Source organism: Rhizobium binae, assembly GCF_017357225.1.
Lineage (GTDB): Bacteria > Pseudomonadota > Alphaproteobacteria > Rhizobiales > Rhizobiaceae > Rhizobium > Rhizobium binae.
In genome coordinates, this window is record NZ_CP071604.1 from 836184 (window position 1) to 859025 (window position 22842).

Annotated in this window: 17 protein-coding genes; 12 read left to right on the plus strand and 5 right to left on the minus strand. The window is 55.4% G+C overall.

Annotated features, from left to right (window positions below; translation table 11 throughout):
* Positions 1–173 precede the first annotated feature (173 nt).
* From J2J99_RS04035 to tnpB, 8 genes are all read left to right on the plus strand, one after another.
* Positions 174–1307, plus strand: coding sequence for a glycosyltransferase family 4 protein (locus J2J99_RS04035; protein WP_168301445.1), 1134 nt, complete (start codon positions 174–176; stop codon positions 1305–1307).
* A gap of 55 nt (positions 1308–1362) precedes the next feature.
* Positions 1363–3786: a hypothetical protein gene (locus J2J99_RS04040; RefSeq protein ID WP_168301444.1), complete on the plus strand. Its 2424-nt coding sequence runs from the start codon at positions 1363–1365 to the stop codon at positions 3784–3786.
* 150 nt (positions 3787–3936) lie between these two features.
* Positions 3937–4899, plus strand: coding sequence for a glycosyltransferase (locus J2J99_RS04045; protein ID WP_168301443.1), 963 nt, complete (start codon positions 3937–3939; stop codon positions 4897–4899).
* A 47-nt stretch (positions 4900–4946) separates the two neighbouring features.
* Positions 4947–6029, plus strand: coding sequence for an NAD-dependent epimerase/dehydratase family protein (locus J2J99_RS04050; RefSeq protein ID WP_205919187.1), 1083 nt, complete (start codon positions 4947–4949; stop codon positions 6027–6029).
* Between the two features lie 9 nt (positions 6030–6038).
* Entirely contained in the window at positions 6039–6878 is an 840-nt protein-coding gene (locus J2J99_RS04055; protein WP_168301442.1) for a glycosyltransferase, read from the plus strand.
* A gap of 195 nt (positions 6879–7073) precedes the next feature.
* Complete coding sequence (locus J2J99_RS04060; RefSeq protein ID WP_168301441.1) at positions 7074–8069, plus strand: KpsF/GutQ family sugar-phosphate isomerase; 996 nt, start codon at positions 7074–7076, stop codon at positions 8067–8069.
* A 319-nt stretch (positions 8070–8388) separates the two neighbouring features.
* A complete protein-coding gene (gene tnpA, locus J2J99_RS04065; RefSeq protein ID WP_168301440.1) occupies positions 8389–8775 on the plus strand; it encodes an IS66-like element accessory protein TnpA in 387 nt (128 codons plus the stop codon).
* A complete protein-coding gene (tnpB, locus tag J2J99_RS04070) occupies positions 8772–9125 on the plus strand; it encodes an IS66 family insertion sequence element accessory protein TnpB (protein ID WP_168301439.1) in 354 nt (117 codons plus the stop codon). The genes tnpA and tnpB overlap by 4 nt, the downstream gene beginning before the upstream one ends.
* 177 nt (positions 9126–9302) lie before the next feature.
* Here the strand turns inward: tnpB and istB are convergent, their stop codons facing one another.
* Complete coding sequence (gene istB / locus J2J99_RS04075) at positions 9303–10115, minus strand: IS21-like element helper ATPase IstB (protein WP_168302456.1); 813 nt, start codon at positions 10113–10115, stop codon at positions 9303–9305.
* The gene (gene istA, locus J2J99_RS04080; protein WP_168302455.1) at positions 10105–11631 is read right to left on the minus strand and encodes an IS21 family transposase; all 1527 of its coding nucleotides are present in this window, start codon (positions 11629–11631) and stop codon (positions 10105–10107) included. The genes istB and istA overlap by 11 nt, the downstream gene beginning before the upstream one ends.
* A gap of 113 nt (positions 11632–11744) precedes the next feature.
* Between istA and tnpC the strand changes: the two genes are divergently transcribed.
* From tnpC to J2J99_RS04100, 4 genes are all read left to right on the plus strand, one after another.
* A complete protein-coding gene (tnpC, locus tag J2J99_RS04085; protein ID WP_168297716.1) occupies positions 11745–13271 on the plus strand; it encodes an IS66 family transposase in 1527 nt (508 codons plus the stop codon).
* 24 nt (positions 13272–13295) lie between these two features.
* Complete coding sequence (locus tag J2J99_RS04090) at positions 13296–13736, plus strand: hypothetical protein (RefSeq protein WP_168297715.1); 441 nt, start codon at positions 13296–13298, stop codon at positions 13734–13736.
* 523 nt (positions 13737–14259) lie between these two features.
* A complete protein-coding gene (locus J2J99_RS33860; protein WP_246735382.1) occupies positions 14260–14421 on the plus strand; it encodes a transposase in 162 nt (53 codons plus the stop codon).
* Between the two features lie 183 nt (positions 14422–14604).
* A complete protein-coding gene (locus J2J99_RS04100; RefSeq protein ID WP_168297713.1) occupies positions 14605–16161 on the plus strand; it encodes an ISL3 family transposase in 1557 nt (518 codons plus the stop codon).
* Between the two features lie 462 nt (positions 16162–16623).
* Here J2J99_RS04100 and asnB read toward each other — a convergent pair whose 3' ends face one another.
* From asnB to J2J99_RS04115, 3 genes are all read right to left on the minus strand, one after another.
* Complete coding sequence (gene asnB / locus J2J99_RS04105; RefSeq protein ID WP_168297712.1) at positions 16624–18378, minus strand: asparagine synthase (glutamine-hydrolyzing); 1755 nt, start codon at positions 18376–18378, stop codon at positions 16624–16626.
* A 201-nt stretch (positions 18379–18579) separates the two neighbouring features.
* Positions 18580–20508 (minus strand): acyltransferase family protein, encoded by a 1929-nt coding sequence (locus tag J2J99_RS04110; protein WP_168297711.1) that lies wholly within the window; start codon positions 20506–20508, stop codon positions 18580–18582.
* Between the two features lie 72 nt (positions 20509–20580).
* A complete protein-coding gene (locus J2J99_RS04115) occupies positions 20581–22605 on the minus strand; it encodes an acyltransferase family protein (RefSeq protein WP_168297710.1) in 2025 nt (674 codons plus the stop codon).
* Positions 22606–22842 lie beyond the last annotated feature (237 nt).

Genomic DNA, 22842 nt, shown 5'->3' on the forward strand with positions numbered 1-22842 from the left:
GGGCACCGATATTAAGCTTTTGGCCGGTGCGCCAGCGAAAACTTCTCCAGCGCTCCGTTTTGCGGAATTCCACACGTGATTTGGATAATTGTTTGCGGTCGCCCTTCTCCTGCTATATCAAAGCGGCAACTCAGGAACCACTGCGAGTATTGCTACCGATGATGTGCCGTTGAATGCTGCGCCATATCGCCCGTCTCTTCCGCTCTGCTCATGAGGGCCAATCGGCTTCGAAGATCTCGCCGCTGATATTTGATCCCCATTTTTCCAATGCGCGGCATAGGGTGATGATATTGGCTGATGGCGCCGGAGCGACGCAGCGAATTAGCTTTGATCTGCCGCTCATGTCACGTCGGAAGACGGGAGAGGTAGCGCTCGCTCTGTATGATGAGTCAGCCATTTCGGCCCCTCAAGACATGACTGCGCTCTTATCGTCAGTGAATCCCACTATATTAGTGGCGAGCCGCTATGGAGGCGTCGGTTCAAAGGAACTTGTCGATTACTGCCGCGGGGCCGACATCCCGCTCGTCAGCCATTTTGACGATGACCTGTTTGACGTTCCGCTGTCGCTGGGCAAGGCAAAGTTCGATCGTTACCACGATCCGCGCCGCCAACAGAGCATGCGTACGCTGTGCGAAGGCTCTAATCTTCTCTATCTCTCCACCAAAGAGCTGAAAAGGCGCTTTGAGCGCTATGGCTTCAAATCCGAGGCAATCGAAGGAGAGATCTATTGCCCGGCCTCGAATGACGTGAAGCGGGAACTTTCGGATAAGTGCCTCTTTGGTTACATGGGAACTGCCGGTCACGCAGAGGATCTTGCACAGATGATACCGGCGATCGAGCAAGTGTTGGACCGTCTGCCGGAAGCACGCTTCGAAACCTTCGGATCAATCAAGATGCCGACCGAAATAGCCCGGAAATATGGAGATAGGATTCGAAGCATCCCGCCAACGGCCGACTATAACAGCTTCCTGGCTAGAATGCGTGCACTCGATTGGAAAGTCGGCTTGGCGCCACTTGTGCGCAATCCGTTCAATGACTGCAAGGCAAACACAAAATTCATTGAATATGTGTGCGCTGGAGTCTTGCCTGTGCTGCCGGAAGGCCCGGTCTATGCTGGTATTTGCGCTGTTACCGGCTTGCCTCAGCATGGGAACGAAGCGTGGCCGGAGCGGATCATACGACTTCTTTCAATGCCGCAGAGCGAGGCAACCGCCTTGTTGCAGCACGTCCAGGATAAAACCGCTGAATTTTATTCTCTTGCGAGGCTTGAGAGCCAGGTTGTAAAGGTCCTGCAGTTGCATGTTTGAAAGCAAGAGTGGTTCTTGATGACGCCTTGCACAGTACAGGGTTTCTGGAAGCCAAATGAAAATTGCTTGGGTATCGGCAGACATCACTCCCACTGTAGCCAGTTTCAGATACCGTGCGCTCTATCCCAGTTTTGCCCTTGCTGACCAGGGAATCGAGAACGGCTACTTCGCAGTTCGAGACGCCAAGATTGAGCGCCTAAAGGATTATGATATCGTTGTATTCGTCAAGACGATAAGCCATGTTCTGACGGCGGTTATGAGGGAGCTCCATGAACGATACGGACGAAAGGTCTTTCTTGACCTGTGCGATTATGTCACGCATCCGAGGTACGGTGCTAATACCGGGGACTTGCGCAAGGCCATCATTCTATCGCAGGCGCCCTACATCGACGCAATTGTGGTGCCCACAGAGCAACTGAGAAGAGTCTTGTCCGCTTCGCTTTCGGGTTCGATTCCGGTCGTTGTTATTCCCGATCAGGCAGAGACCCGGGCGCTGATCGAGCGCACCCGTAATTTTCGCGTCGAAAGGCCTACCCACAGTTTTGTTGAGCTTCGCCGGATCATTCGTCCGCGTGCTAGGTTGATGGCTCTTAAAAGCAGTATAGGGCGCACGCGACAACAGGCACGAGAGTCGCTTCTGTCTCTTCGAATTCTCGCAACAGAACTCTCCCGTGCGCCGCGCAGCGTGCCGGCGAGGCTCCATCAGAAGCTTCGGAACTCCTGGACGTCCCGTCTTAAGAAGGTCGCCTTGCCCGCAGTCGCAGGGCGTAATCAGTTACCGGCAGATCAGGTGCGGGTCTCAAGGTTCAAAGGTGGCAAGACGCTTATCTGGTTCGGGAATGCGGGTTCGGACAGCTTTCAATCTGGCGTGCAGACACTGACCCTCATCGCCTCTGATTTGATCCGGCTTGCGCAGACGGTTGATTTCGAACTGCTCGTCATGAGCAGCCGATCCGATGATTACAAGACGCTCATAGAGCCGCTGCCATTCCCATCGAGGTTCGAGGTCTGGAGCCAGGAGGCTTGCTTTGAGGCTGTGAAGGAGAGCGACGCCTTCTTAATGCCGCAGATCGAGGACGAGTTTTCAGAGTGTAAATCGGCTAATCGCGCACTCCTGGCACTCAGCTGTGGCACTCCGGTGATAGCATCGCGTCTCAAGTCTCTTGAGCCGCTGAAGGACTGCATCGTCACAGACGATTGGGAGGCGGGGTTTAGGCGATATCTTTTTGACAAGGAGGCGACAAAAGCAGACATAGCGAAGGCAAGGGTGGTTATTGAAGAACAGTTCTCGGCGGAGGCTACCGGCCGAAAGTGGCTAGGATTGATGAGCTTGGAAAAGCCTCAGCACGTTAATACGCCACGGATAGTTGTGTTCATCCATCTTCTGCAGGACGTTCATGTTCTTCTGCCATTAGTGAAGGTTTTAGCTGCTGGCGACGGGAAGACCAGCGACCGTTACGACATCGAGGTGATGCTTCTGAAATCGGTATATCTTCAACAGCCTGATATAGTGCGAGAGATCGTCGATACGGGAGCGCGTCTTCGTCTTCTCAAGGAAGAGACCGACGAGGGTAATCTGCGGACACTTGACGTGAATTCCGCATCTGTCCTTATCGTCGGTGCGGAGACATCCCTGCGACCTCATCGGTTGGTTCACGCAGCGGTGTTACAAGCCAATGACCTCGGAATACCGACGATATCGATGCAGCATGGGTTGGAAGCGCCTGGTCTATCATATTTTGACGATCGCCATACTGGCGACGTGAAGATTGCGTCCTCACAAATATTCACCTACGGCGATCCGGTGCGGCTACCCAGGGAGGCGTCTGCCGATCTTTCGCCACGCTGTATCCCCGTGGGACGATTCGCTCCGAGTAGATCGCAACATTTTGCTACGTTTCAGAGCAACCTCGAGGCGCTCAACTCTCGTCAATTGCCCGTGATAGCGATCTTTGAGAACTTACATTGGCATCGATACGAACCCGATGGATATCGGGGACATTTCAGCGCACATATCGAGCGATTAACCGATACTTTCAAGGAGGTTTTTTTTGTCATAAAGCCGCATCCAGCAGGTGTCTGGCTCCAAAAGAACCCTCGGATGACTGCCCGGGGCAACACGCTTCTATTGCGCAGAGATGATCCCAAGTTCGCCGGCGTTACCGCCGCCGATTTGCTCGCCGTCTCACGAGCGGCAATCACAACTCCTTCTACCATCGCCATGGACGCCGTGCAGCTCGGCAGGCCGGTTTTGATTTTTGCCAACACGCTTGATTTGCCGCTGTTCGAACCTCTTGAGATTGGCCGCTGTTATGAGGACATAGAGGCATTTGCGAGTCGCGCTCTCGATGGCCGCGCCAACATGGATGTGGTTAGCAGCTTCAAGTCAAAGGTACTGGCGCCGGGACGTGTCGAGGCCAACATCATTCGTGAAATTGACCGCCTGTTGAAAACCGAGCGCAGAAGCGCACTAAAATGACGTTAGCGGGTGATACCTTGCCTACAGTTCATCGCCCTCAACGATATCAACAAGCTATCTGATTTTTTCTGATTCTGTTTGATCCCGAGACGGGGAAGAATGTATGAGTGAAATACGCAACTTATCCGACCAGTAGGAAGGCGATTGACGATGCCAACTTTTATCACTGAGATTAATGATCTTGCTACCCGCAACCTGGACGATGACACCATCCGCGTATTTGTCGGAACGGACAGGTCTCAGATGCTTGCCGTGAACGTGCTCGAATACTCGATCAAGCGTCATACTGACGCGAAGGTCGAGGTTTTCGGCATGCTAGATTTGCCAGTGCCCGCACCACTGGATCCGCGCAATGGTCAACGCACAGGTTTCTCCTTTTCGCGCTTCACCATTCCTGCGCTGAATGGATATAAGGGCAAGGCGATCTACATGGACGCGGACATGATCGTCATGAAAGACATACAAGGACTGTGGAACATTCCCTTTGATGGCGCCAAGATCATTGTCCAGCAAGAGGTCAAGCACACCGAAGTGACGACTGCGAAGGAAGGTGCTCCCGCCGCGCGCAAGAAGCAGTGCGCAGTGATGCTGATCGACTGCGCCGCTTGCGACTGGAAGGTCGAAGAAATTGTCCTCGGGATGGATGAGCGTAAATACGATTACGATCAACTGATGAGCGAGTTCTGCATATTAGAAGAAAGTGAGGTCAAGTACGGCGTTCCGTTTGAATGGAACTCGCTTGAGCATTGGGATGCAAACACCTGCCTGCTGCACTACACCGATGTATATACCCAGCCGTGGACCTACAGTGGCCATCCGCTGGGATACATCTGGTTTAACGAAGTGAATCGCATGATAGCCGAGGGGCGGTTGGCTATGAGCCAGATCAAGAAAGAGGTCGATATGAGCTATTTCCGACCCTCTTTGATCGCTGACCTCAAATATCTTAATAAGATTCCGGCTTTTGCGCGCAAGCTCTGGTACAGTTATCACAAGGCCAATGATAAGCGCCTAGGATATGTTGCGCACAAGGACGTATACGAGGCCAAGCGTCTCCGTACCAAGGCAATCAAAGAGTACGAGGCCAAACTGGCCGCCGAAAAGGCGGCGTAATTTCGCACCCTCTGTTCCCGCGATGATGCTCAAGGAGTTTCTGGGAAGTGAAGCAGAACACTGTATTGGTCACCGGTGGCATGGGATTCATCGGGCGGCGGCTCATTGCACGTCTGGCGCAACGGACGGACGTCACGTCCGTGGTCGCGCTTGATAACTTTCATCCCCAGGTCCACGGCGAAACACCGGATAAGTCTCTCGACGGTGCGGTCGTTGAAGAAGGATCGGTTTCAGACAGGGTTTTTTTTGAGGGCGTTCTTGAAAGACATGATCCCGACGTGATCTTTCACCTTGCGGCAGAAACTGGGACGGGGCAGAGCTACCACGAAATTTCGAGATATTGTAATACAAATATCAATGGAACCGCCCATCTGATCGAGGGCTTGCGTAAGCTCCCCGACAAGGCGCGACGGCTCGTTCTGGCGTCGTCCAGGGCTGTTTATGGCGAGGGCGCCTACAGATCGAGCACGGGCGAAATTTTCACTCCGAAGCCACGTCCGAGCGAGACTATGGCCAAAGGAGTTTTTGACCTCTATGACAGCTTCGGCGCACCGGCTACTCCCGTTGCGACTCCTGAAGGCATAACACTGCGTCCATCGAGCATCTATGCTTCCACGAAGCTGATGCAGGAATACATCTGTGTTCAAGGCCTTGACAACACGTCAATTCAACCGGTGATCCTGAGATTCCAAAATGTTTACGGACCCGGCCAGAGCAGTAGAAATCCCTATACTGGCGTGCTTTCCATCTTCGGCCAGCAGATTTTGGATGGAAAGGTCCTGAATATCTATGAGGATGGCGAGATCGTGCGCGATTTCGTTTATATCGACGACATCGTAGAGGCACTGATGCTAGCTGCCGTCTCCGGAAACGTCGATGACGAGCCAATAAATGTCGGAAGCGGTGTCAGCACCACGATTCGTTATGCAGCTGAGTGTCTGCTCTGCGAACTGGGCGCCACCAAGAAAAACCTGCGCATTTCTGGTGATTTCCGGCCAGGTGATATCCGCTTTGCGCTTGCTGATAATGGCCGGGCCCGAACACTGTTAGGGTACGAGCCGAAAGTGAACCTGGAAACGGGTATTGCTCAACTTGCTCGCCACATAAAATCAGAACGCAGCCAAAGGTAGACCGGCCAAATGGCGAACTTGGACCCAATCCAAATATTTATAGGAACCGATGAATACCAGATGATTGGCGCGAAGATACTGGCTCACAGTATCATCTCGCGGACAAGCGCTCCGGTAAACATCCACTATCTTAGCGACTATGCCGCTCCATCGCCTCAAGATCCGGCGCTTAAGTCCAAGACGGGTTTCAGTTTCACCCGTTTTATGATTCCGCGGATTTGCGGTTACCAAGGTCGGGCAATCTATCTGGATGCCGATATGCTTGTCTTTAGCGACATCGCCGAGCTGTGGAACTGGCCGATGCCAGATGGCGTATCGCTTTTGTATGCGGAACAGCCGCCGGAACGCGGTCGTCGGCCGCAATACAGCGTCTTCGTCGTGGACTGTGCCAAAGCGCGCTGGGACGCCAAGGAGCTGATGCAAAACCTGGATGACGGGGTGTATGATTATCACTCCCTGGTCTACGAATTCTCGCATATGTCTACTGACGAAAAGGCGATGATCCTTCCGTTCCGTTGGAACGCGCTGGAATACTATAAGAAGGATGAGACAAGCCTTATCCATTTCACAGATATGAACCGCCAGCCGTGGGTAGAACCGACCAATCCCAATCGAAGTGTCTTCTATGCGGCTGTCAACGCCGCGGTGGATGCAGGTGCGGTCACGCTGGCAGAAATCGATCAGGCAATCGCCAAAGGTTACATCCATCCTGCGTTGCTTAAATGGATCGGTCGTTCGAAATCTTCGAATTTCCTCCGGGATTTGCTTTGGTCCGCCCCTTACTTGCGCCTCCTGCCGGTCCAACATCGTATTCTTGCTCGCCTTAGGCGGCTGCCGTCCTTGCTCTGAGGGCCCTTTGGGCGCCAATTCGATCGATTCCGGCTCCGCTGGACCTTCGGAAGAGCGAAACGCGGAACGACATACGTGATTTGTCAGTTGCTCGTTTTTATTAGGCTAGGCGGTCGCTGATGCCCGTGTATCCAAACACATGTCGACGAAACGGCGTGAAGTGGACTTGGAAAGTAAGAGGTCTAACGCATCTCCATGAACAGAAGAGCGATAAAACTGGTCGAAAACAGCGTGCTCGAGTCGGCAAAGCGCACGATAGAGACCGAGAAACGCGGTCTTGAAGCGCTCGAACGGGCCTTTGACAACGGACTGGCCGGCCCCTTCACCCGCGCCGTCGAGATCATCGGCGACATCTCCGGCCGGGTGATCGTCACCGGCGTCGGCAAGAGCGGCCATATCGGCGCCAAGCTGGCGGCGACTTTCGCGTCGACCGGGACGCCCGCCTTCTTCGTGCATGCGGCCGAAGCCAATCACGGTGATCTCGGCATGATCGCGCGCGACGATGTCGTGCTGGCGATTTCCAAGGGCGGCGAGAGCGCCGAGCTCAAGAGCATCATTTCCTACACGCGGCGCTTTTCCATACCGCTGATCGCGCTCACCTGTGGCAAAAGCTCGTCGCTTGCCACCGCAGCCGATATCGTGCTTCTGGTGCCGAACGAGCAGGAAGCCTGCCCCAACGGGCTGGCGCCGACGACCTCGACCCTGATGCAGCTTGCGCTTGGCGATGCCTTGGCGGTGGCGCTCCTGGAGGCGCGCGGCTTTACCGCCACCGATTTCCATGTCTTCCATCCCGGCGGCAAGCTCGGCGCCAGCCTGACGCATGTCGTCGACATCATGCATACCGGTGAGCGGTTGCCGCTCGTCGCCAAGGGCACGCCAATGCCGGAGGCGATCACCGTGCTGTCGCGCAAGCATTTCGGTTGCGTCGGCGTGCTCGACGAGGACGGACGGCTCTGCGGCATCGTCACCGAGGGCGATATGGCGCGCAACCTGACCCGCAATCTCGCCGAGCTTGCCGTCGACGACATCATGACGAGGACGCCGAAGACGGTGAAGCCGACGATGCTGGCGACTGCTGCCCTCGCGCTGCTCAATCAGCACAGCATCGGCGCGCTGATCGTCATCGACGACGACAGACGGCCGCTCGGACTGGTGCATTTCCACGACCTGCTGCGGATCGGCGTCGCCTGACGTGCAGTTCTTCGAAAAGATCGTGGCCGCGATGTCAATCGTGAGCGTCCGGTGAGCTGTTTTTGCTGATCGGGCAAATCAGGCGATGTTCTGGCATTAGAACCAGCAATATTGCTGACATTAATACCAGAACAAAGAGGTTTCATGGCTCGCATGGAGATCATATCCGGTATCGAGCGCAGACGGCGTTGGTCGGACGAGGCGAAGCTGAGGATACTTGCGGAAGCTGATGAGCCGTAACCGCTGTTCCGCCCCCACGTTGTCCTGTCTGCCCTGATCTGTGATCGCCTATCCATGGACGAGCAACGGGAGTTTCTCCATGGAGAGTACATTGGAGCTTCTCACAACCAGGAAGTCTGGACGTGAGGTTCATCGGCACTGGCCGGACGAGGTAAAAGCGCAGATCGTTTCCGAGAGTCTTCGACCCGGAGTGATGGTGAATGAGGTTGCCAAGCGACATGGTTTGAAGCCGAACCACCTCTCCACCTGGCGAACGATGGCGCGGCAGGGCAAGCTGGTTCTGCCTGCACCCGAGGATGCGGTCGAGTTCGCAGCGCTGATCGTTGACCCCCCTGTTTCGAGCTCGCCGTCGAAGGAAGTCGGTCGCCCCGAGATCACCATCGGTTCGGTCACCATCCGCCTCGAAGAAGGCGCATCTGCCGCCCGCATCGCCGCTGTAGCGCGTGCCTGCGCGGCTCCGGCATGATCTTTCCATCGAACCGCGTCCGGATCATGGTGGCCACCAAACCGGTCGACTTCCGCAAGGGCCATGATGGCCTGGCGGCGCTGGTCAAGAACGAGCTGCGTAAGGACCCTTTTACCGGGACGGTCTTCGTATTTCGGTCCCGGAAACCAGATCGACTGAAGCTGATCTATTGGGATGGCAGCGGTTTGGTGATGGCCTACAAGCGGTTGGAAGAACACACGTTCACCTGGCCGGGCATCAAGGACGGCCTGATGACGCTGGGCCACGCGCAGTTCGAAGCGTTGTTCGCAGGCCTCGACTGGCGTCGGGCTCGTTCCGTAGAGGCGAGACCACCGGATGCCATCGAATAGATGCGGCATGATGACTCGGACGGTGGATTCTTCCGGCGAAGCGTGACGGGGTTTGATAGACTTCGAACATGTTGGATGCCGCCGATCTTCCAGACGACATTGCTGCGCTGAAGGCCATGCTGTGTTGATTTGCGCTGAGAGTTGACCCGGGATTTGCACTGAGAAGTGACCCGCCTTTTAGGTATCGTTCGTGTCGGTCTTGGTGGTCAAGCTCTTGCGTTTCTCCTTTGCCGTTTTGGGTTCATGTGCGGAACTGTTTTTGAAGCGGAAGCTGTCATTGCCAGTTTCCAGGATATGGCAATGATGGGTGAGCCGGTCGAGCAGCGCGGTTGTCATCTTTGCATCGCCGAACACGCTGGCCCATTCGCTGAAGCTGAGATTGGTCGTGATGATAACGCTGGTGCGCTCATAAAGCTTGCTCAGCAGATGGAAGAGCAGCGCGCCACCTGAAGCGCTGAACGGCAGGTATCCCAGCTCGTCGAGGATCACGAGATCGGAGTGAACGAGGCGATTGGCGATCTGCCCGGAGCGACCTTGTGCCTTTTCCTGTTCCAGTGCGTTGACCAGTTCGACGGTCGAGAAGAACCGAACCCGCTTGTGGTGATGCTCGATGGCCTGGACACCGATCGCCGTGGCAATGTGCGTCTTGCCCGTGCCGGGGCCGCCAACCAGGACAATGTTGTTGGCGTCATCGAGGAATTCGCAGCGGTGGAGCTGTTGCACTAGCGCCTCGTTGATCTCGCTGCTGGCGAAGTCGAAGCCGTTCAGATCGCGGTATGCAGGAAAGCGTGCGATCTTGAGCTGGTAGGCCGTCGATCGCACCTCTCGTTCAGCCGTTTCCGCTTTCAGAAGCTGTGACAGGATCGGAATGGCAGCTTCAAACGCCGGCGCTCCCTGTTCTGTCAGCTCTCCGACGGCTTGAGCCATGCCGTGCATCTTCAATTGCCGTAGCATGATGACAATGGCACCGCTTGCTGGGTTATGACGCATGACGAACCTCCGTCTTTCTCAAGGTGTCGTAGCGTTCGACATTGGCCTTAGGCTCATTGGTGAGCACCAGTGCCTGGGGTGCGTCGAGCGTCGGCGGCGTGAAGGATTTGCCATCGACAAGGCGATGCAGCAGATTCAACACGTGAGTCTTGGTCGGAACCCCGGACTTCAGCGCCATGTCGACGGCCGACAGGACTGCTTGCTCATCGTGCTGAAGAACAAGCGCCAGAATATCGACCATCTCCCTGTCTCCACCCGGCTTCTTGAGCAGGTATTGCTGCAGGTTCTTGAATGCGTCCGGTAGCTCGGCGAACGGAGCACCATTGCGAAGAGCGCCGGGTTTGCGCTGTACGACAGCCAGATAGTGCCGCCAGTCGTAGATGGTCTGTCCCGGGCGGTCATGGGAACGATCGATGACGCGGTGATGCTCGCAGACGATCTGACCTTCCGCTGCTATAACGACACGATCCGGATAGACCCGAAGGCTTACCGGCCGATTAGCGAAAGAGGCCGGGACGCTGTAGCGGTTGCGCTCAAGATGCACGAGGCAGGTCGGCGTGACACGCTTTGTGTATTCGACAAAGCCATCGAACGGCCTGGAAACAGGCATGAGAGCCAGAGCCTCCTCAGCCCAGATGTCGGCAATGGTGCCGCGTACCTGACCATGTGGTGTCTTTGCCCAGAACTCCTTGCACCGAAGCTCAAGCCAATCATTCAAGGCTTCCAATGATGGAAAGCGCGGGATCGGTTGAAAGAAGCGATGACGCGCATCCTGAACGTTCTTCTCGACTTGCCCCTTCTCCCAACCTGAAGCCGGATTGCAAAACTCGGGCTCGAACAGGTAGTGGCTGGCCATCGCCATGAAGCGGACATTGACGTCACGCTCTTTTCCACGGCCAACCTTGTCGATCGCTGTGCGCATGTTGTCGTAGATGCCACGGCCAGGAATTCCACCGAAGACGCGGAACGCATGATTGTGCGCATCGAACAGCATCTCGTGGGTTTGCAGCAGATAGGCCCGGACAATAAAGGCACGGCTGTAGCTCAGCTTTGTATGTGCCACCTGCAGCTTGGTGCGTTCATTGCCAATGATGGCCCAATCCTCAGACCAGTCGAACTGGAACGCCTCACCCGGTTCAAATGCCAGGGGGACAAACGTGCCACGTCCTGTCGTCTGGAGTTCTCTCTGTCGGTCCGATTTCCATTCTCGAGCAAAGGCTGCAACGCGGCAGTAGGAACCATTATAGCCGAGGCTCACCAGATCAGAATGCAATTGCTTCATTGTCCGCTTCTGCTTGCGGCTCTTTTTCGATTCAGTCTTCAGCCACGCTGATAGCCGATCCGCGAATGGATCAAGCTTGCTCGGCCGCTCCGGGACATTGAACTTGGGTTCAACGCCGCCGGCACGCAGATATTTGCGGATGGTATTCCGGGATAAGCCCGTCCTGCGGCATATCTCCCGGATCGATAGCTGATCCCGAAAATGCCAGCGCCGGATTACGCTCAGTAACGCCATGTCGATCACTCCAGAGCCCCCGCTGAAACCACAGGGGATGATTGAAACATGGGTCAATTCTCAGTGATATTTTCCCGCAGTCCCGGGTCAACTCTCAGCGCAAATCAACAGCCATGCTGGTCGCGGCGCAAGCGCGTGAAGTTCGAAAGGATGACCGGATCGAGCGACTGGAGAAGCTGGTCGCAGCTTTCAAGCAAGCAGCCTTCGGTCGCAAATCCGAGAAGGCCGATCCTGAACAATTCGATCTCGCATTGGAGGACCTGGAAACGGCCATTGCTGCCATCCATGCCGAAGATGAAGCCGATAGCCCCTCTGAGAAGCCGCGCCTCAACTCTCGTGCCTCCAATCGCGGCTCTCTTCCCGCTCATCTTCCTCGTGTCGAGGAAATTATCGAACCGGAAAGCCTGATCTGTGCCTGTGGCGGCGGCCTGCATTCCATCGGCGAGGACGTCTCCGAGCGGCTCGATGTCATCCCGGCACGATTTCGCGTCATCGTCACCCGTCGTCCCAAATATGCCTGCCGCGTTTGCACCGACGGCGTTGCCCAGGCTCCAGCACCTGCCCGATTGATCCAGGCCGGGTTGCCGACAGAGGCGACCATCGCGCATGTGCTGGTGTCCAAATACGCCGATCATCTGCCGCTCTACCGGCAGGCCCAGATCATGAGCCGCCAGGGTATCGATCTCGACCGCTCCACGCTCGCCGATTGGGTCGGCCGGGCAGCAATCGAACTTCATCCGGTCTTCGACGCTCTGATTGCCGATTTGAAGCGGTCCACCAAGCTGTTCATGGACGAGACCCGTGCGCCAGTCCTCGATCCTGGCTCCCGCAAAACCAAAACTGGATACTTCTGGGCGTTGGCCCGTGATGACCGACCGTGGGGCGGAGGTGCTCCACCCGGCGTAGTCTTTACCTACGCTCCAGGGCGTGGCGGCCAGCATGCCGAACGGATATTGCAAGGGTTTACGGGCGTGCTTCAGGTCGACGGCTACGCCGGATATAATCGGCTGATTGCGCCGGATCGTGTTGGTCCCGACATCTGGCTGGCCTATTGCTGGGCGCATGCGCGGCGTAAGCTGGTCGAGATCACTCGCACCGTCTCGACACCGATTGCTGAGGATGGCGTGAAGCGGATCGGCGAACTCTATCGCATCGAAGCAGAGCTGCGGGGTCTCGACGCCGAAGCTCGCCTCGCTGGCAGGCAGGCACGGTCAGCGCCGTTGGTCGCTGACATGCGGACCTGGCTCACGCATAATCGTGCCCGTGTCGCTGGCAAGTCGCCGCTTGGGGAAGCACTCGCCTATATAGCCAAATATTGGGATGGGCTCTGTGTCTTCCTGACCGACGGTCGCGTTGAGATCGACAACAATTCCGTCGAACGAAGCATCAGGCCGATTGCCCTCAATCGTAAGAACGCGCTCTTCGCCGGGCATGACGCGGGAGCGGAGAACTGGGCGACAATCGCTTCGCTGATCGAGACCTGTAAGCTAAATTCGGTTGATCCGTTTGCTTACCTGTCCGCCACATTCACTGCCATCGTCAACGGTCATAAGCAGAGCCGGATCGATGAACTCCTGCCGTGGAACTATCCTTCAGCTCGATATGCGCCCAATTGGAAAACCAGATGGAGACAAATATAGTCGCGTCGCAAGCTGGAGAGCACAATGACGACGCGCTACATACCATTTGACGTCTTGCAGAACTTCACATGCACCGGAATGGAGCTTTATGATCTTCGCCACAGTTATTTTGGAGACGACGGAAAGCCTCTATCCGCATATTTTTCTCTGCCAATTGGCGACGATTTGCTAAAAATTCGCTTTAGCGATGCAGACGTCGTGCGTGTGCTGGACGAGCTCTTACTTTCCACCGAAGAGTATGGCATCGACCGCATCGGCGTTAAGCCCTACCATTTCGCTTATCGCGTGGAAAATAGTCGCTTCCTTCTCTCGCAATCCGAATTCTACCGCGATCAAAGTCGCGAGGCGGTACACTATCGATTTATTACGGGTGGTGCCTGCCTAGACGTTCTTACTAAGACCGACCCCAATTTCACATTGGTTCGATGCTTTGCCCGCAACGAGCCCGAGCTAGGTGAAGTCTGAAAGCTATTTGAGCGGCCTGCATCCGCCGTTGGGCGGAAATGACCTTTCGTTGAGATGACAATCATCGAAACGCGTAAATTATCATGTCAACATGTGACTGAGACACCGCTTACGATGAGCCCGGTGCTCGCATTGGCCTAAGCGCGATTTTCCCCGCACCTTCTGCAATTGAGTGAGCTTTGGCATGAGGTGTCCACCAAAATAGGTGGACACCAAGTGATGGAAGAAGGTCAAAAACTTGCCGTGCGGCTGGTCGGTCGGAATGGGAGACGCCGTTTCGATCAAAGTTCGAAAGACCGCCTTATTGCGTAAGCGACAAGCTGACCCCATCTGGCCTCGGTAGCGTTGGTCGCTGTATTTGGGACAGACGATTCACAAACTGTGAGCTTCTATGTCTGCGCCTAGCTCTGGAACTAGAAACTTCCATATGATCGAGGCTGTTCCGGAACGACTTGAGGGCGCCCCCCGGCAATTTCGGCGCCGCTGGTCAGATGATTTTAAAGCGCGGGCTGTGGCTGAGGCAATGGAGCCCCGCGCAAGCGTCTCGGCCATTGCGCATCGCATCGGCATACATCCCTCGCAGCTATTTGGCTGGCGTCGTGATGCTCGTGACGGACAACGATCCTCCGTGAGCGCGACGAACAGTAAGCGCTGTCTCCGTCCCATTGGGTCCGCTGCTTTTTGAGCATGGTTGCTCATGCGAGAAGGCTTCCAGGTTTATCTGGAAGTTGAATGATGGATAATGGATTTGTTGGTCGCTATGAGGTCGTTGAGCCGCGGTGTCAACCGGCGCACAAAACTGGCTCTGACTCACTTTTGATGAAATCAAGTGCTGGCTGATGTTGGTTTCACCTAAGGAATCAGCACCATGGGTCATTCGCTCCGGTCGTCGACGCTCGTTCCTCGCGGCTTTGTGGTCTACAATACAGCCATTGATGACGGGGTCATGTTGATCGCAATTCGTCCGGCGAGCACAGCAAGCCTTTGCCCGGTCTGCGGAACAAGGTCGGAACGAATCCACAGTCGATATCAACGACGCTTGGCTGACCTGCCGTTGGTAGGAAAGCCTGTTCGGCTTGTCATTGATGCGCGACGATTCCACTGCGACGCAGTGTTGTGCGGCCGGCGAATCTTCACCGAGCGCTTTGACGGGGACGTTCTCGCGCCTTCGTCGCGGCGAACTGCCAGGCTCGACCACATCGTCCATCATCTCGGACTTGCTCTGGGTGGCAGGCCAGCGGCCACCTTTGCCAAAAGGCTCATGCTGCCCATAAGCAACGATACGCTGCTACGCGTTGTGCGGCGACGTGGAAGCCCGCGCTTTGTCCCGCCGACCGTCATCGGGATAGATGATTGGGCTTGGCGACGTAACCAACGCTATGGGACCATCATCTGCGATCTGGAACGGCGCAAAACCATTGCTCTCTTGCCAGATCGGGAGCCGTCGACGGCCCAGGCCTGGCTCTCGGACCAACCTCAGATCAGCATCATCGCCCGCGACCGCGGCGGTGGTTACGCGACGGCTGCAGCCAAGGCATTGCCACAGGCGACCCAGGTCGCTGACCGTTGGCACTTGATGGAGAATGCCAGCCGGGCATTCCTCGATGCGGTGCGAAAATCCATGCGCCCGATCCGAACCGCGATCGGAGCCGCCACGATCAATCCCGAATTGCTGACTGCTGCCGAGCGCATCCAATACGAGGGATATCTTCGCCGCGAAGACACCAACGCCGCCATTCTCGATCTGGCCAAGTCGGGGGCCGCAATCAAGGAGATCGTGCGCCAGACCGGGTACAGTCGCGGCTTGGTCCGATGCGTGTTGCGTGGTCAACGGTCGGATATTTTCCGCGTCCGCGAGAGCTCGCTCGAACTCCATCTGCCGTGGCTTGACGCTCAATGGGCGGCCGGCCATCGGAATGGGACAGAGCTGTGGCGGAAACTCAAGAGCCAAGGGTTCCGCGGCTGCCTTCGCGTTGTCACCGAATGGGCCACACGCCGCCGAAAAGCGGAAAAGGTCGATGACGGCACCTTGAACCGAGCGCCCTCGGCCAAGACCATCGCGCGTCTTATGACCATCGGTCGCGACGATCTCTCCAAATCTGAGACCGTGACGGTTGCGGCGATTGAAGGCGGCGTGCCGCTGCTCGTTGAGGCGCGGGAAGCGATCGCCGCCTTCCAGACGATGATCCGCAAGAAATCCATCACTGATCTCGATCCATGGTTGGAGAAAGCTCGAACAGGCTTGGTCGCGTCCTTCGCTAGCGGCGTCGTCAAGGACCGTGCAGCCGTCAGCGCCGCGATCACGTCGCCATGGTCGAATGGCCAGACCGAAGGGCAGATCACCAAGCTCAAATTGGTGAAACGCCAGATGTATGGCCGCGGAAAGATTGACCTCCTCCAGGCCCGCGTCATCGGCACGGATTAAAATCCATCACCACCAAAACTGCGTCAGAGCCAATATTCCACGCCGAAACACAGCCTGAGCCTGTCAATCGTTTTTCGCTGCCGAGGGTGGTCTCCGACGGGCCGCAGGCGCAGGTTTTGACGTGGAGATTGGATCAGACTTGGCCGACGCGCGTGATGCGTTCAGCAATGAAGCCAGCCGGGACCAAATCAGAAGCGCAGATCTTCGTGCTCATCATGCTGATTCCTTTGTGGAAACCAGCAACGCAGCATCGTTACAACTACATCAAAAATGAGTCAGAGACCCAATCTTCCTGTAGACGACTAGAGAGGTGGCTCGGTTTGTCTGAACAAATCGGGGCGTTTTGCGAAGTGGATTTCCGCCTCGATTATGCTGCTACCATCATCGGTGTCAGTAGGTCTGATCCGGCGTCTGCCGGTCAAGGGATGAATGTGGGCGTCGGGTGTTATAAAAGCTTCCCGTTTATACTCGATTACCAGCAACCACATGAATATCGGTCGCCGTGATCAGCGAGATCAGCGTAAACAGATGCTTGGCTGGCGTTCCTTTTGCTGCATTCCAGTTGATCCACTCAGAGAGATACTCCCGGGAGATGCGGTACTCATCAGAAGTGAGCATCTTATCGGCGACCGCATCGAGATTTGCCATTAGCGGTGTCTCCCAAAGATTGACCGTGCCTCCCTTACCAAATTTCGGCCGATCTGCCACCTGTGCCGGAAGGAGTTTTCTGGCAAGATCCGCAAGGGCGATTTTGTCTGACCTTTCTCGACTCTTTAGCGATATGTCAATTTTCCTTTTATCCGGAAGTCGGCTGGCCGCCTGCAAGACCGAAGAGTAAAGATACGGCACTCGCGCCTCGACACTGTGCGCCATCATCATCTTGTCGACGCGCAGCAATTGTGCGAACTGCATTTGATAAGCTCGCTCAAAGGACAGCATCGTATCGAGCTTTGTACCCACTGCCCTCTTTTCGAAGGCGGCAAGGAATTCTCCCTCCCTCGCCGCCAAGGCCTTGGCAACAGGATCGCGCAGGTACGCAATCGCATTCGGTTGCGCTCGTCGGCGCCGATAGTACTCGTACATGCTGCGTGTGGTCGCATTGTCCTCCTGGGCGACTCTGTGCCAAGGATAGCCGGCAAAGATCTCGTCGCTTCCTTCGCCCATCAAAATTACCTTGAACCCGTTATCCCTGATGACTTCGGACAGACCAAAGGTCGGGAAAACGTTCGGGTTGGCTATGGGCTCTTCCACATGGTAGAGAATGGACCGGAGGGTTTGTTCAAGATCGCCGGCGGAAAGGCGAACGATTCGGTGCTCAATACCGCAATGCTTGGCAACGATTCTTGAATATTCTACCTCATCGTCGTCTCGATCGGAGAAGGTTGTTGTGAACGCGACTAGATTTCCTCTTTTTTTCGCTGCCAATGCCGCCACGATACTTGAATCGAGCCCTCCGGAAAGAGCGATGGCAACGGGAACGTCCGCGACCATGTGATCGGAAACAGATCGGTCCAGGACTTTGCGAAGGCCGAGCTCGTTCCACCATCTTTTTGTCTCTGCCCTGTCTATTGCCCAGTAGCGTCGGTGGATCGATCCACCTCTAAAGGAGATGACCTCCCCCGGGGCAACCTGCGATAAACCAGCAAAGAACGAATTCTGCGAGAGAGGGAAGCCCCACAAGATTATTTCCTGCAAGACATGAGGGTTAATCCCCCGTGGCCCGAGCCGAAGCAGCGGCTTCGTTTCCGAAGCGAAAGAGACGATCTCGCCTTGTTCCCGCACATAGAGCGGCTTAATACCGAAGCGGTCCCGGGCAAGACTTAGTGTCTTGTTTTTCTTGTCGTAGATGGCGATGGCGAACATGCCGTGGAGTTTTTCGAAACAGGCATCGCCCCACTGCTCGAATGCTCGGGCCACGACCTCAGTGTCACCTGAAGTGCTGAAGCTGTGCCCGAGCTTTTGCAGAGCGGCTCGGACCTCCCGATAATTGTAGATCTCACCGTTGTATGCCAGAACCATGCGATCGGTGAGAAATGGCTGGTTGCTTGCTTCAGAAAGATCAATGATGGCCAACCTAGTGTGGCCGAATATCAATTCGTGATCGATCCTGAATGAGGAAGAATCGTCAGGCCCGCGATGCTTTATGGTTCGAAGGGAGGCCAAGAATGCCTCATCAGACGGAAGATCGCCACCGACGATTCCAAAGATCCCACACATTCGCCAATATTCCCCTTTTCCATCCGGACAAGCTTACGTGGAACTGTTGCGCGCAGCTCTCCAATCTGCTTGAGAACGTTAAAGAGCGGCAACGTAACAGAGTGACCACGATCGGTTTCCGGGTAATCAAGATTGCTGACAACTTAGTATCTCAAGGCCAATTCGAACCGAACCACAGTTCGGCGCAAAGTTCCAGGCCAACTATTTCAACGCATCAATCCAGCGATGCAGGGAAGAACCATCCCTGATCGCATTCACCAAGTATATAGAACCGCGTAAGGTCAGGTGCCCATAGTCCCACGCTACGAGATCGTCATGGCCATCACCAAGTCTTGTCAGACATCCCTCTCCGTTGCAAAGGGCATCAAAAGCAGAGAAATACTCCACGTTCATCATTTCGGCACGCTTCCTGAGGTCCTTATCTACCTCGCGAATATCATCATTCAATGCAGAAACAAGACGGTACGGCACTCTGTGGCTGGGGTCAGAAAGATATGCATCCAAGAGGATCTTTGGTAACGACGGTCGCCATTGGGGGACTGGCCCAATCAGCAGAACCCGTCTGACGCCACTTCCCCGCGCTTTGGCGACTGTTTGTTCGAGGCGGGAGTAGTCGGGGCTTTCAGCATATTTCGGCCAGTCTGCCGATATGATCAACACCGCGGGTTTCGACCGTGCTATCTCGGAAATTCCGAAACTGCTGAATGCTGGGCAGTTGGGTCTTCCAGCCGAATTAAAGCCAATCACAGGTGGGCACGAGGCTGCGTTCAATTGTGCCAGCGGTATAGCATCTGCCTCCGCAATCTTTCTTAAGCCGGGGTAGAGATGTGCGGCATGAGAATCTCCCCAAAGAAGGATCCCACGAGACAAATCGATGTCCTTAGCACAAGCATTCGCAAAGTCACCTGGCCCCTGATCTGGCCGAAGAAAGCAAGTGCTTACTCGATATTCGCCTTCGTATTGGGGATACCGATAGTTTGCTAGATCTCGAACCACAGCAGGGAATCGACTGGATACTCCTCCAGTAAGAATCGTGGCGGCTCCTAGGCTAGCTATCACCATCGCACCCGCTGCCAGGCTGACCACAGACTGTTTCCTTAGGCAACCAAATCGGAACGGTCGCTCAACCATTGAGTAGGTCGCCCAAGCCAATCCTACACTTGCGGCAACGATCGAAATCTTCACCTGAAACGTCAGATCGCCACGTGCGGCAATCCTCGCGAATACCAAGAGCGGCCAATGCCACAGATAGACCGGATAACTAATTAAACCTATGTAAGCTATGCAGCGGTTGCCGAGGATATAACGGTTTATGATGGTGTCCATGCCGGCAAAGATAATCAGTGCGGCACCCATCGTCGGCAGAAGCACCAGCCACCCTGGAAATAGGTCCGTGACATTAATCCAAGCGAGACCCGCTACTATCAGTCCAAATCCAAAGCATGAGTACGCGTTTGCACCTAATGGCGTAGGTCTGCCAAATCTACCTACAGCTAACAGAGAACCAAGCGACAGTTCCCACATCCGCCCATATGGCAAATAAAAGGCCTGAGTACGATAAGATTCTGTCGCCCAGACATTCAAAGCGAATGACAGCAGGATCAGTACATAGGTGACGAAAGAAAGGTTTAATTTCCCTCTGTAGGCTATGATCAGCAAAGGGGGCCAGAGGAGATAGAACTGCTCTTCGACGCCAAGCGACCAAAGATGAAGGGCAGGCTGTATGTCGGAGGCGGCCGCGAAATAATCAGTCGTTAGCCAAAAATGAAAGTTGGCTAGAAATGCCATTCCCGCCACCATTTGCCGGCCGAACGATAGAAACTCATCCGCAGTTAAGAGCCACCAACCAACGATCCAGCTTGCAAGCAATACTACGATCAGTGCGGGGAATATCCGACGAATTCGCCTGGCATAGAAGTCGCGATAGCTGAACCGATCTAGCTTTGCGCTCGCCAGAATGATCGATGAGATCAAAAAACCCGAAATAACGAAGAAGATGTCAACCCCGACGAATCCTCCAGGAAGCCAGGACGCATCGGCGTGAAAGATGACGACCGAAAGAACCGCAACGGCTCTCAGACCGTCGATATCAGGTCGATATTTCGAAACTTGCTCTCTTTGCTGATGCATTCCAGGATAATTTGCTGCTGATTCGTGGTTTCGCCGACACCTGCAGGCGCGTTATTAGCTAGCCTTCAACCTTCAATCCCCGTTGAAATAACCTTCCCTTTGGGCCTGCTTCACAAACAGATCGATAGCGATCGCGCTTCCGTATTGTGAGTAGTGCACCTTGTCTCGCAGCATCGGCAATCCGTCCTGGGTCTTGAGGCTGCAAATCCCCTCTCTACAGAACACGGGGTTGGGATCGAAAAAAGTCACGGTCGGATGCCTGGCGAGAACATACTTCATTACCAGAGACAATTCATGCTGCTGGTCCTGAACTTCTGCCTCAGTCAATTGGCAGTTCTTTACCGGCTGTTTGAATGGCCGCGCAAAGCAGTATTTGGGTTCATAGTCGATCTCAGGCTTAGGGCCAAAAAGGAACACCTTGATTCCTCTCGATTCTAGAAAAGAAATTCGCTTGTCGAGACCGTCCCGATAGCGCGGCGCCCACACGGCGTCGTTTGCAGCTATTTTCGTAAAGTGATCGATGAGGCGGCCGCCGCTGTCAAATCGAGGCCACTTGGCCTCCAGGATCGCATATTGGAGGCTTGGCGTCGCGGAGACTATCTCGTCCTGCGTCTCGCACTGTGTCTTGATCTCCGGATCTCCGGCCGAGGCGCTTGGATCGCATGAGCTATACGACAAGATTACCTCATCCTTCGTGGCCGGATTGGCGACGAGGCCGGCCACCAGGGCGTTCGCGTAACTGTCCCCGAGAAGGATCATCGTGGGCGAGCCCTCACGCGTCTGCGTGCAGAAGTATCGATAATTCGCTGGATATTTGGCTTTGCAAATCTCGTTGCTCGTGTATTTCCAGGTTGTGCCTTCCAATTGCTCGTGGATCTTGGCATCCATGGCGACGCTCTCACGCATGGGGGCGCCATTGTAAAGATAAATCGAATAGCCGGCCATGCCGACAATGCAGACGATGTAGGATAAGGTCATCGTCACTGCCCGCGATTTCCACTTACGGCGAATATTCGTTTCGATGAGCAGATAGGTGGCCATTGCCAGCACGAATGCAGCCAAAAGAGCCAAAGTCCGAAGTTCAAGGCTTGGTGTGTCGCCCTCAACGATGCGGGCGAATGCCAGCAGCGGCCAATGCCAAAGATATAAGGGAAAGCTGATCAGTCCCACCCATACCATCGGGCGATTGGCGAGTAGCTTCGTATTGATCGAGTTGCCAGAGGCAGAGAGGATGAGAAGGGCCGCTCCAACGCTTGGGAAGAGCGCGTGCCATCCCGGGAAAACGCTCGCTGGGGAAAGGCGCGCGAGTGCCACGGCGATCAGGATCGCGCCTGCTATGGCCGTTAAGCTGGATGCACTTATCCGGTTTGCAGCCGCGCCAAGGAAGGAGGGATGCTTGCTGCGCCCGTCGATCAAGACCTGCGCGAGCGCCGCTCCAATCAAGAGTTCCCACATGCGCGTGAAGGGCGAGTAGAAGGTTGCGACCGGATGGGCGTGGACGCTCACTATATTGGCTATGAACGACAGCGACGCAATGAGCAGGATGAGCGGGAGCTTGGGAAGACGAAATCTGAACACCACCCAGAGGATCGCCGGCCAGACAATGTAGAATTGCTCCTCGATCCCGAGCGACCACAGGTGAAGCAGCGGTTTCACTTCCGCCGCGCTGTCGAAATATCCGCTTTCCTGCCACAGGACGAGGTTCGACACGAAGCCGGCTCCGCCGGCGACGTGCTTGCCCAGTTCCTTATATTCCTCGGGGAGAAGGGCAAACCATCCGAAAGCCGCGGTCGCTGCAAGCACGATCGACAAGGCGGGAAAAATGCGGCGGGCGCGCCTGCTGTAGAAATCAAGAAGGTTGAGATGGCCGCGGTTCAGGTTTTCCAGGAGGATCGTCGAGATCAGAAATCCTGAGATCACGAAGAAGATATCGACGCCGATGAAGCCCCCCGGCAACGCAGTAGGGAACGCATGGAACACGACGACCGATAGAACTGCAACTGAGCGCAGGCCGTCGATGTCTGGTCGATATCCAATTCCATTAACGCCCCGTTCGATTGGGTACGCGTTTACCGGACGACCTGTTGATATATTCATCTTGTCTACACCTTGTTACCCCGCGGCTATCATGCAGCGGCGAGCAAATCAATCTCATAGACATATTAGCTGAGATATCTGTCCGGAAACTGCCGCTCCGGCGTAGAACCAAGCGACTATCCGCGTCGGGGGACACCCATACCGCATAGTTGCACTTTGCAGTCCTCAATTGTTGCCTTACCACCTCAAACGAGGTTACCCCGCACGAAGGCGGGCTCGGTCTCCTATCCCAAAGCT

Excerpts from the sequence above, each read along its gene's own strand:
- J2J99_RS04060 (WP_168301441.1), top strand. The coding sequence starts at position 7,074 with ATGAACAGAAGAGCGATAAAACTGGTCGAAAACAGCGTGCTCGAGTCG.
- J2J99_RS04035 (WP_168301445.1), top strand. The coding sequence starts at position 174 with ATGCTGCGCCATATCGCCCGTCTCTTCCGCTCTGCTCATGAGGGCCAA.
- J2J99_RS04090 (WP_168297715.1), top strand. The coding sequence starts at position 13,296 with ATGACGACGCGCTACATACCATTTGACGTCTTGCAGAACTTCACATGC.
- J2J99_RS04110 (WP_168297711.1), bottom strand. The coding sequence starts at position 20,508 with ATGCATCAGCAAAGAGAGCAAGTTTCGAAATATCGACCTGATATCGAC.
- J2J99_RS04100 (WP_168297713.1), top strand. The coding sequence starts at position 14,605 with ATGGGTCATTCGCTCCGGTCGTCGACGCTCGTTCCTCGCGGCTTTGTG.
- tnpA (WP_168301440.1), top strand. The coding sequence starts at position 8,389 with ATGGAGAGTACATTGGAGCTTCTCACAACCAGGAAGTCTGGACGTGAG.
- istB (WP_168302456.1), bottom strand. The coding sequence starts at position 10,115 with ATGCGTCATAACCCAGCAAGCGGTGCCATTGTCATCATGCTACGGCAA.
- J2J99_RS04040 (WP_168301444.1), top strand. The coding sequence starts at position 1,363 with ATGAAAATTGCTTGGGTATCGGCAGACATCACTCCCACTGTAGCCAGT.
- tnpB (WP_168301439.1), top strand. The coding sequence starts at position 8,772 with ATGATCTTTCCATCGAACCGCGTCCGGATCATGGTGGCCACCAAACCG.
- J2J99_RS04045 (WP_168301443.1), top strand. The coding sequence starts at position 3,937 with ATGCCAACTTTTATCACTGAGATTAATGATCTTGCTACCCGCAACCTG.
- J2J99_RS33860 (WP_246735382.1), top strand. The coding sequence starts at position 14,260 with ATGGAGCCCCGCGCAAGCGTCTCGGCCATTGCGCATCGCATCGGCATA.
- J2J99_RS04115 (WP_168297710.1), bottom strand. The coding sequence starts at position 22,605 with ATGAATATATCAACAGGTCGTCCGGTAAACGCGTACCCAATCGAACGG.
- asnB (WP_168297712.1), bottom strand. The coding sequence starts at position 18,378 with ATGTGTGGGATCTTTGGAATCGTCGGTGGCGATCTTCCGTCTGATGAG.
- istA (WP_168302455.1), bottom strand. The coding sequence starts at position 11,631 with ATGGCGTTACTGAGCGTAATCCGGCGCTGGCATTTTCGGGATCAGCTA.
- J2J99_RS04055 (WP_168301442.1), top strand. The coding sequence starts at position 6,039 with ATGGCGAACTTGGACCCAATCCAAATATTTATAGGAACCGATGAATAC.
- tnpC (WP_168297716.1), top strand. The coding sequence starts at position 11,745 with ATGCTGGTCGCGGCGCAAGCGCGTGAAGTTCGAAAGGATGACCGGATC.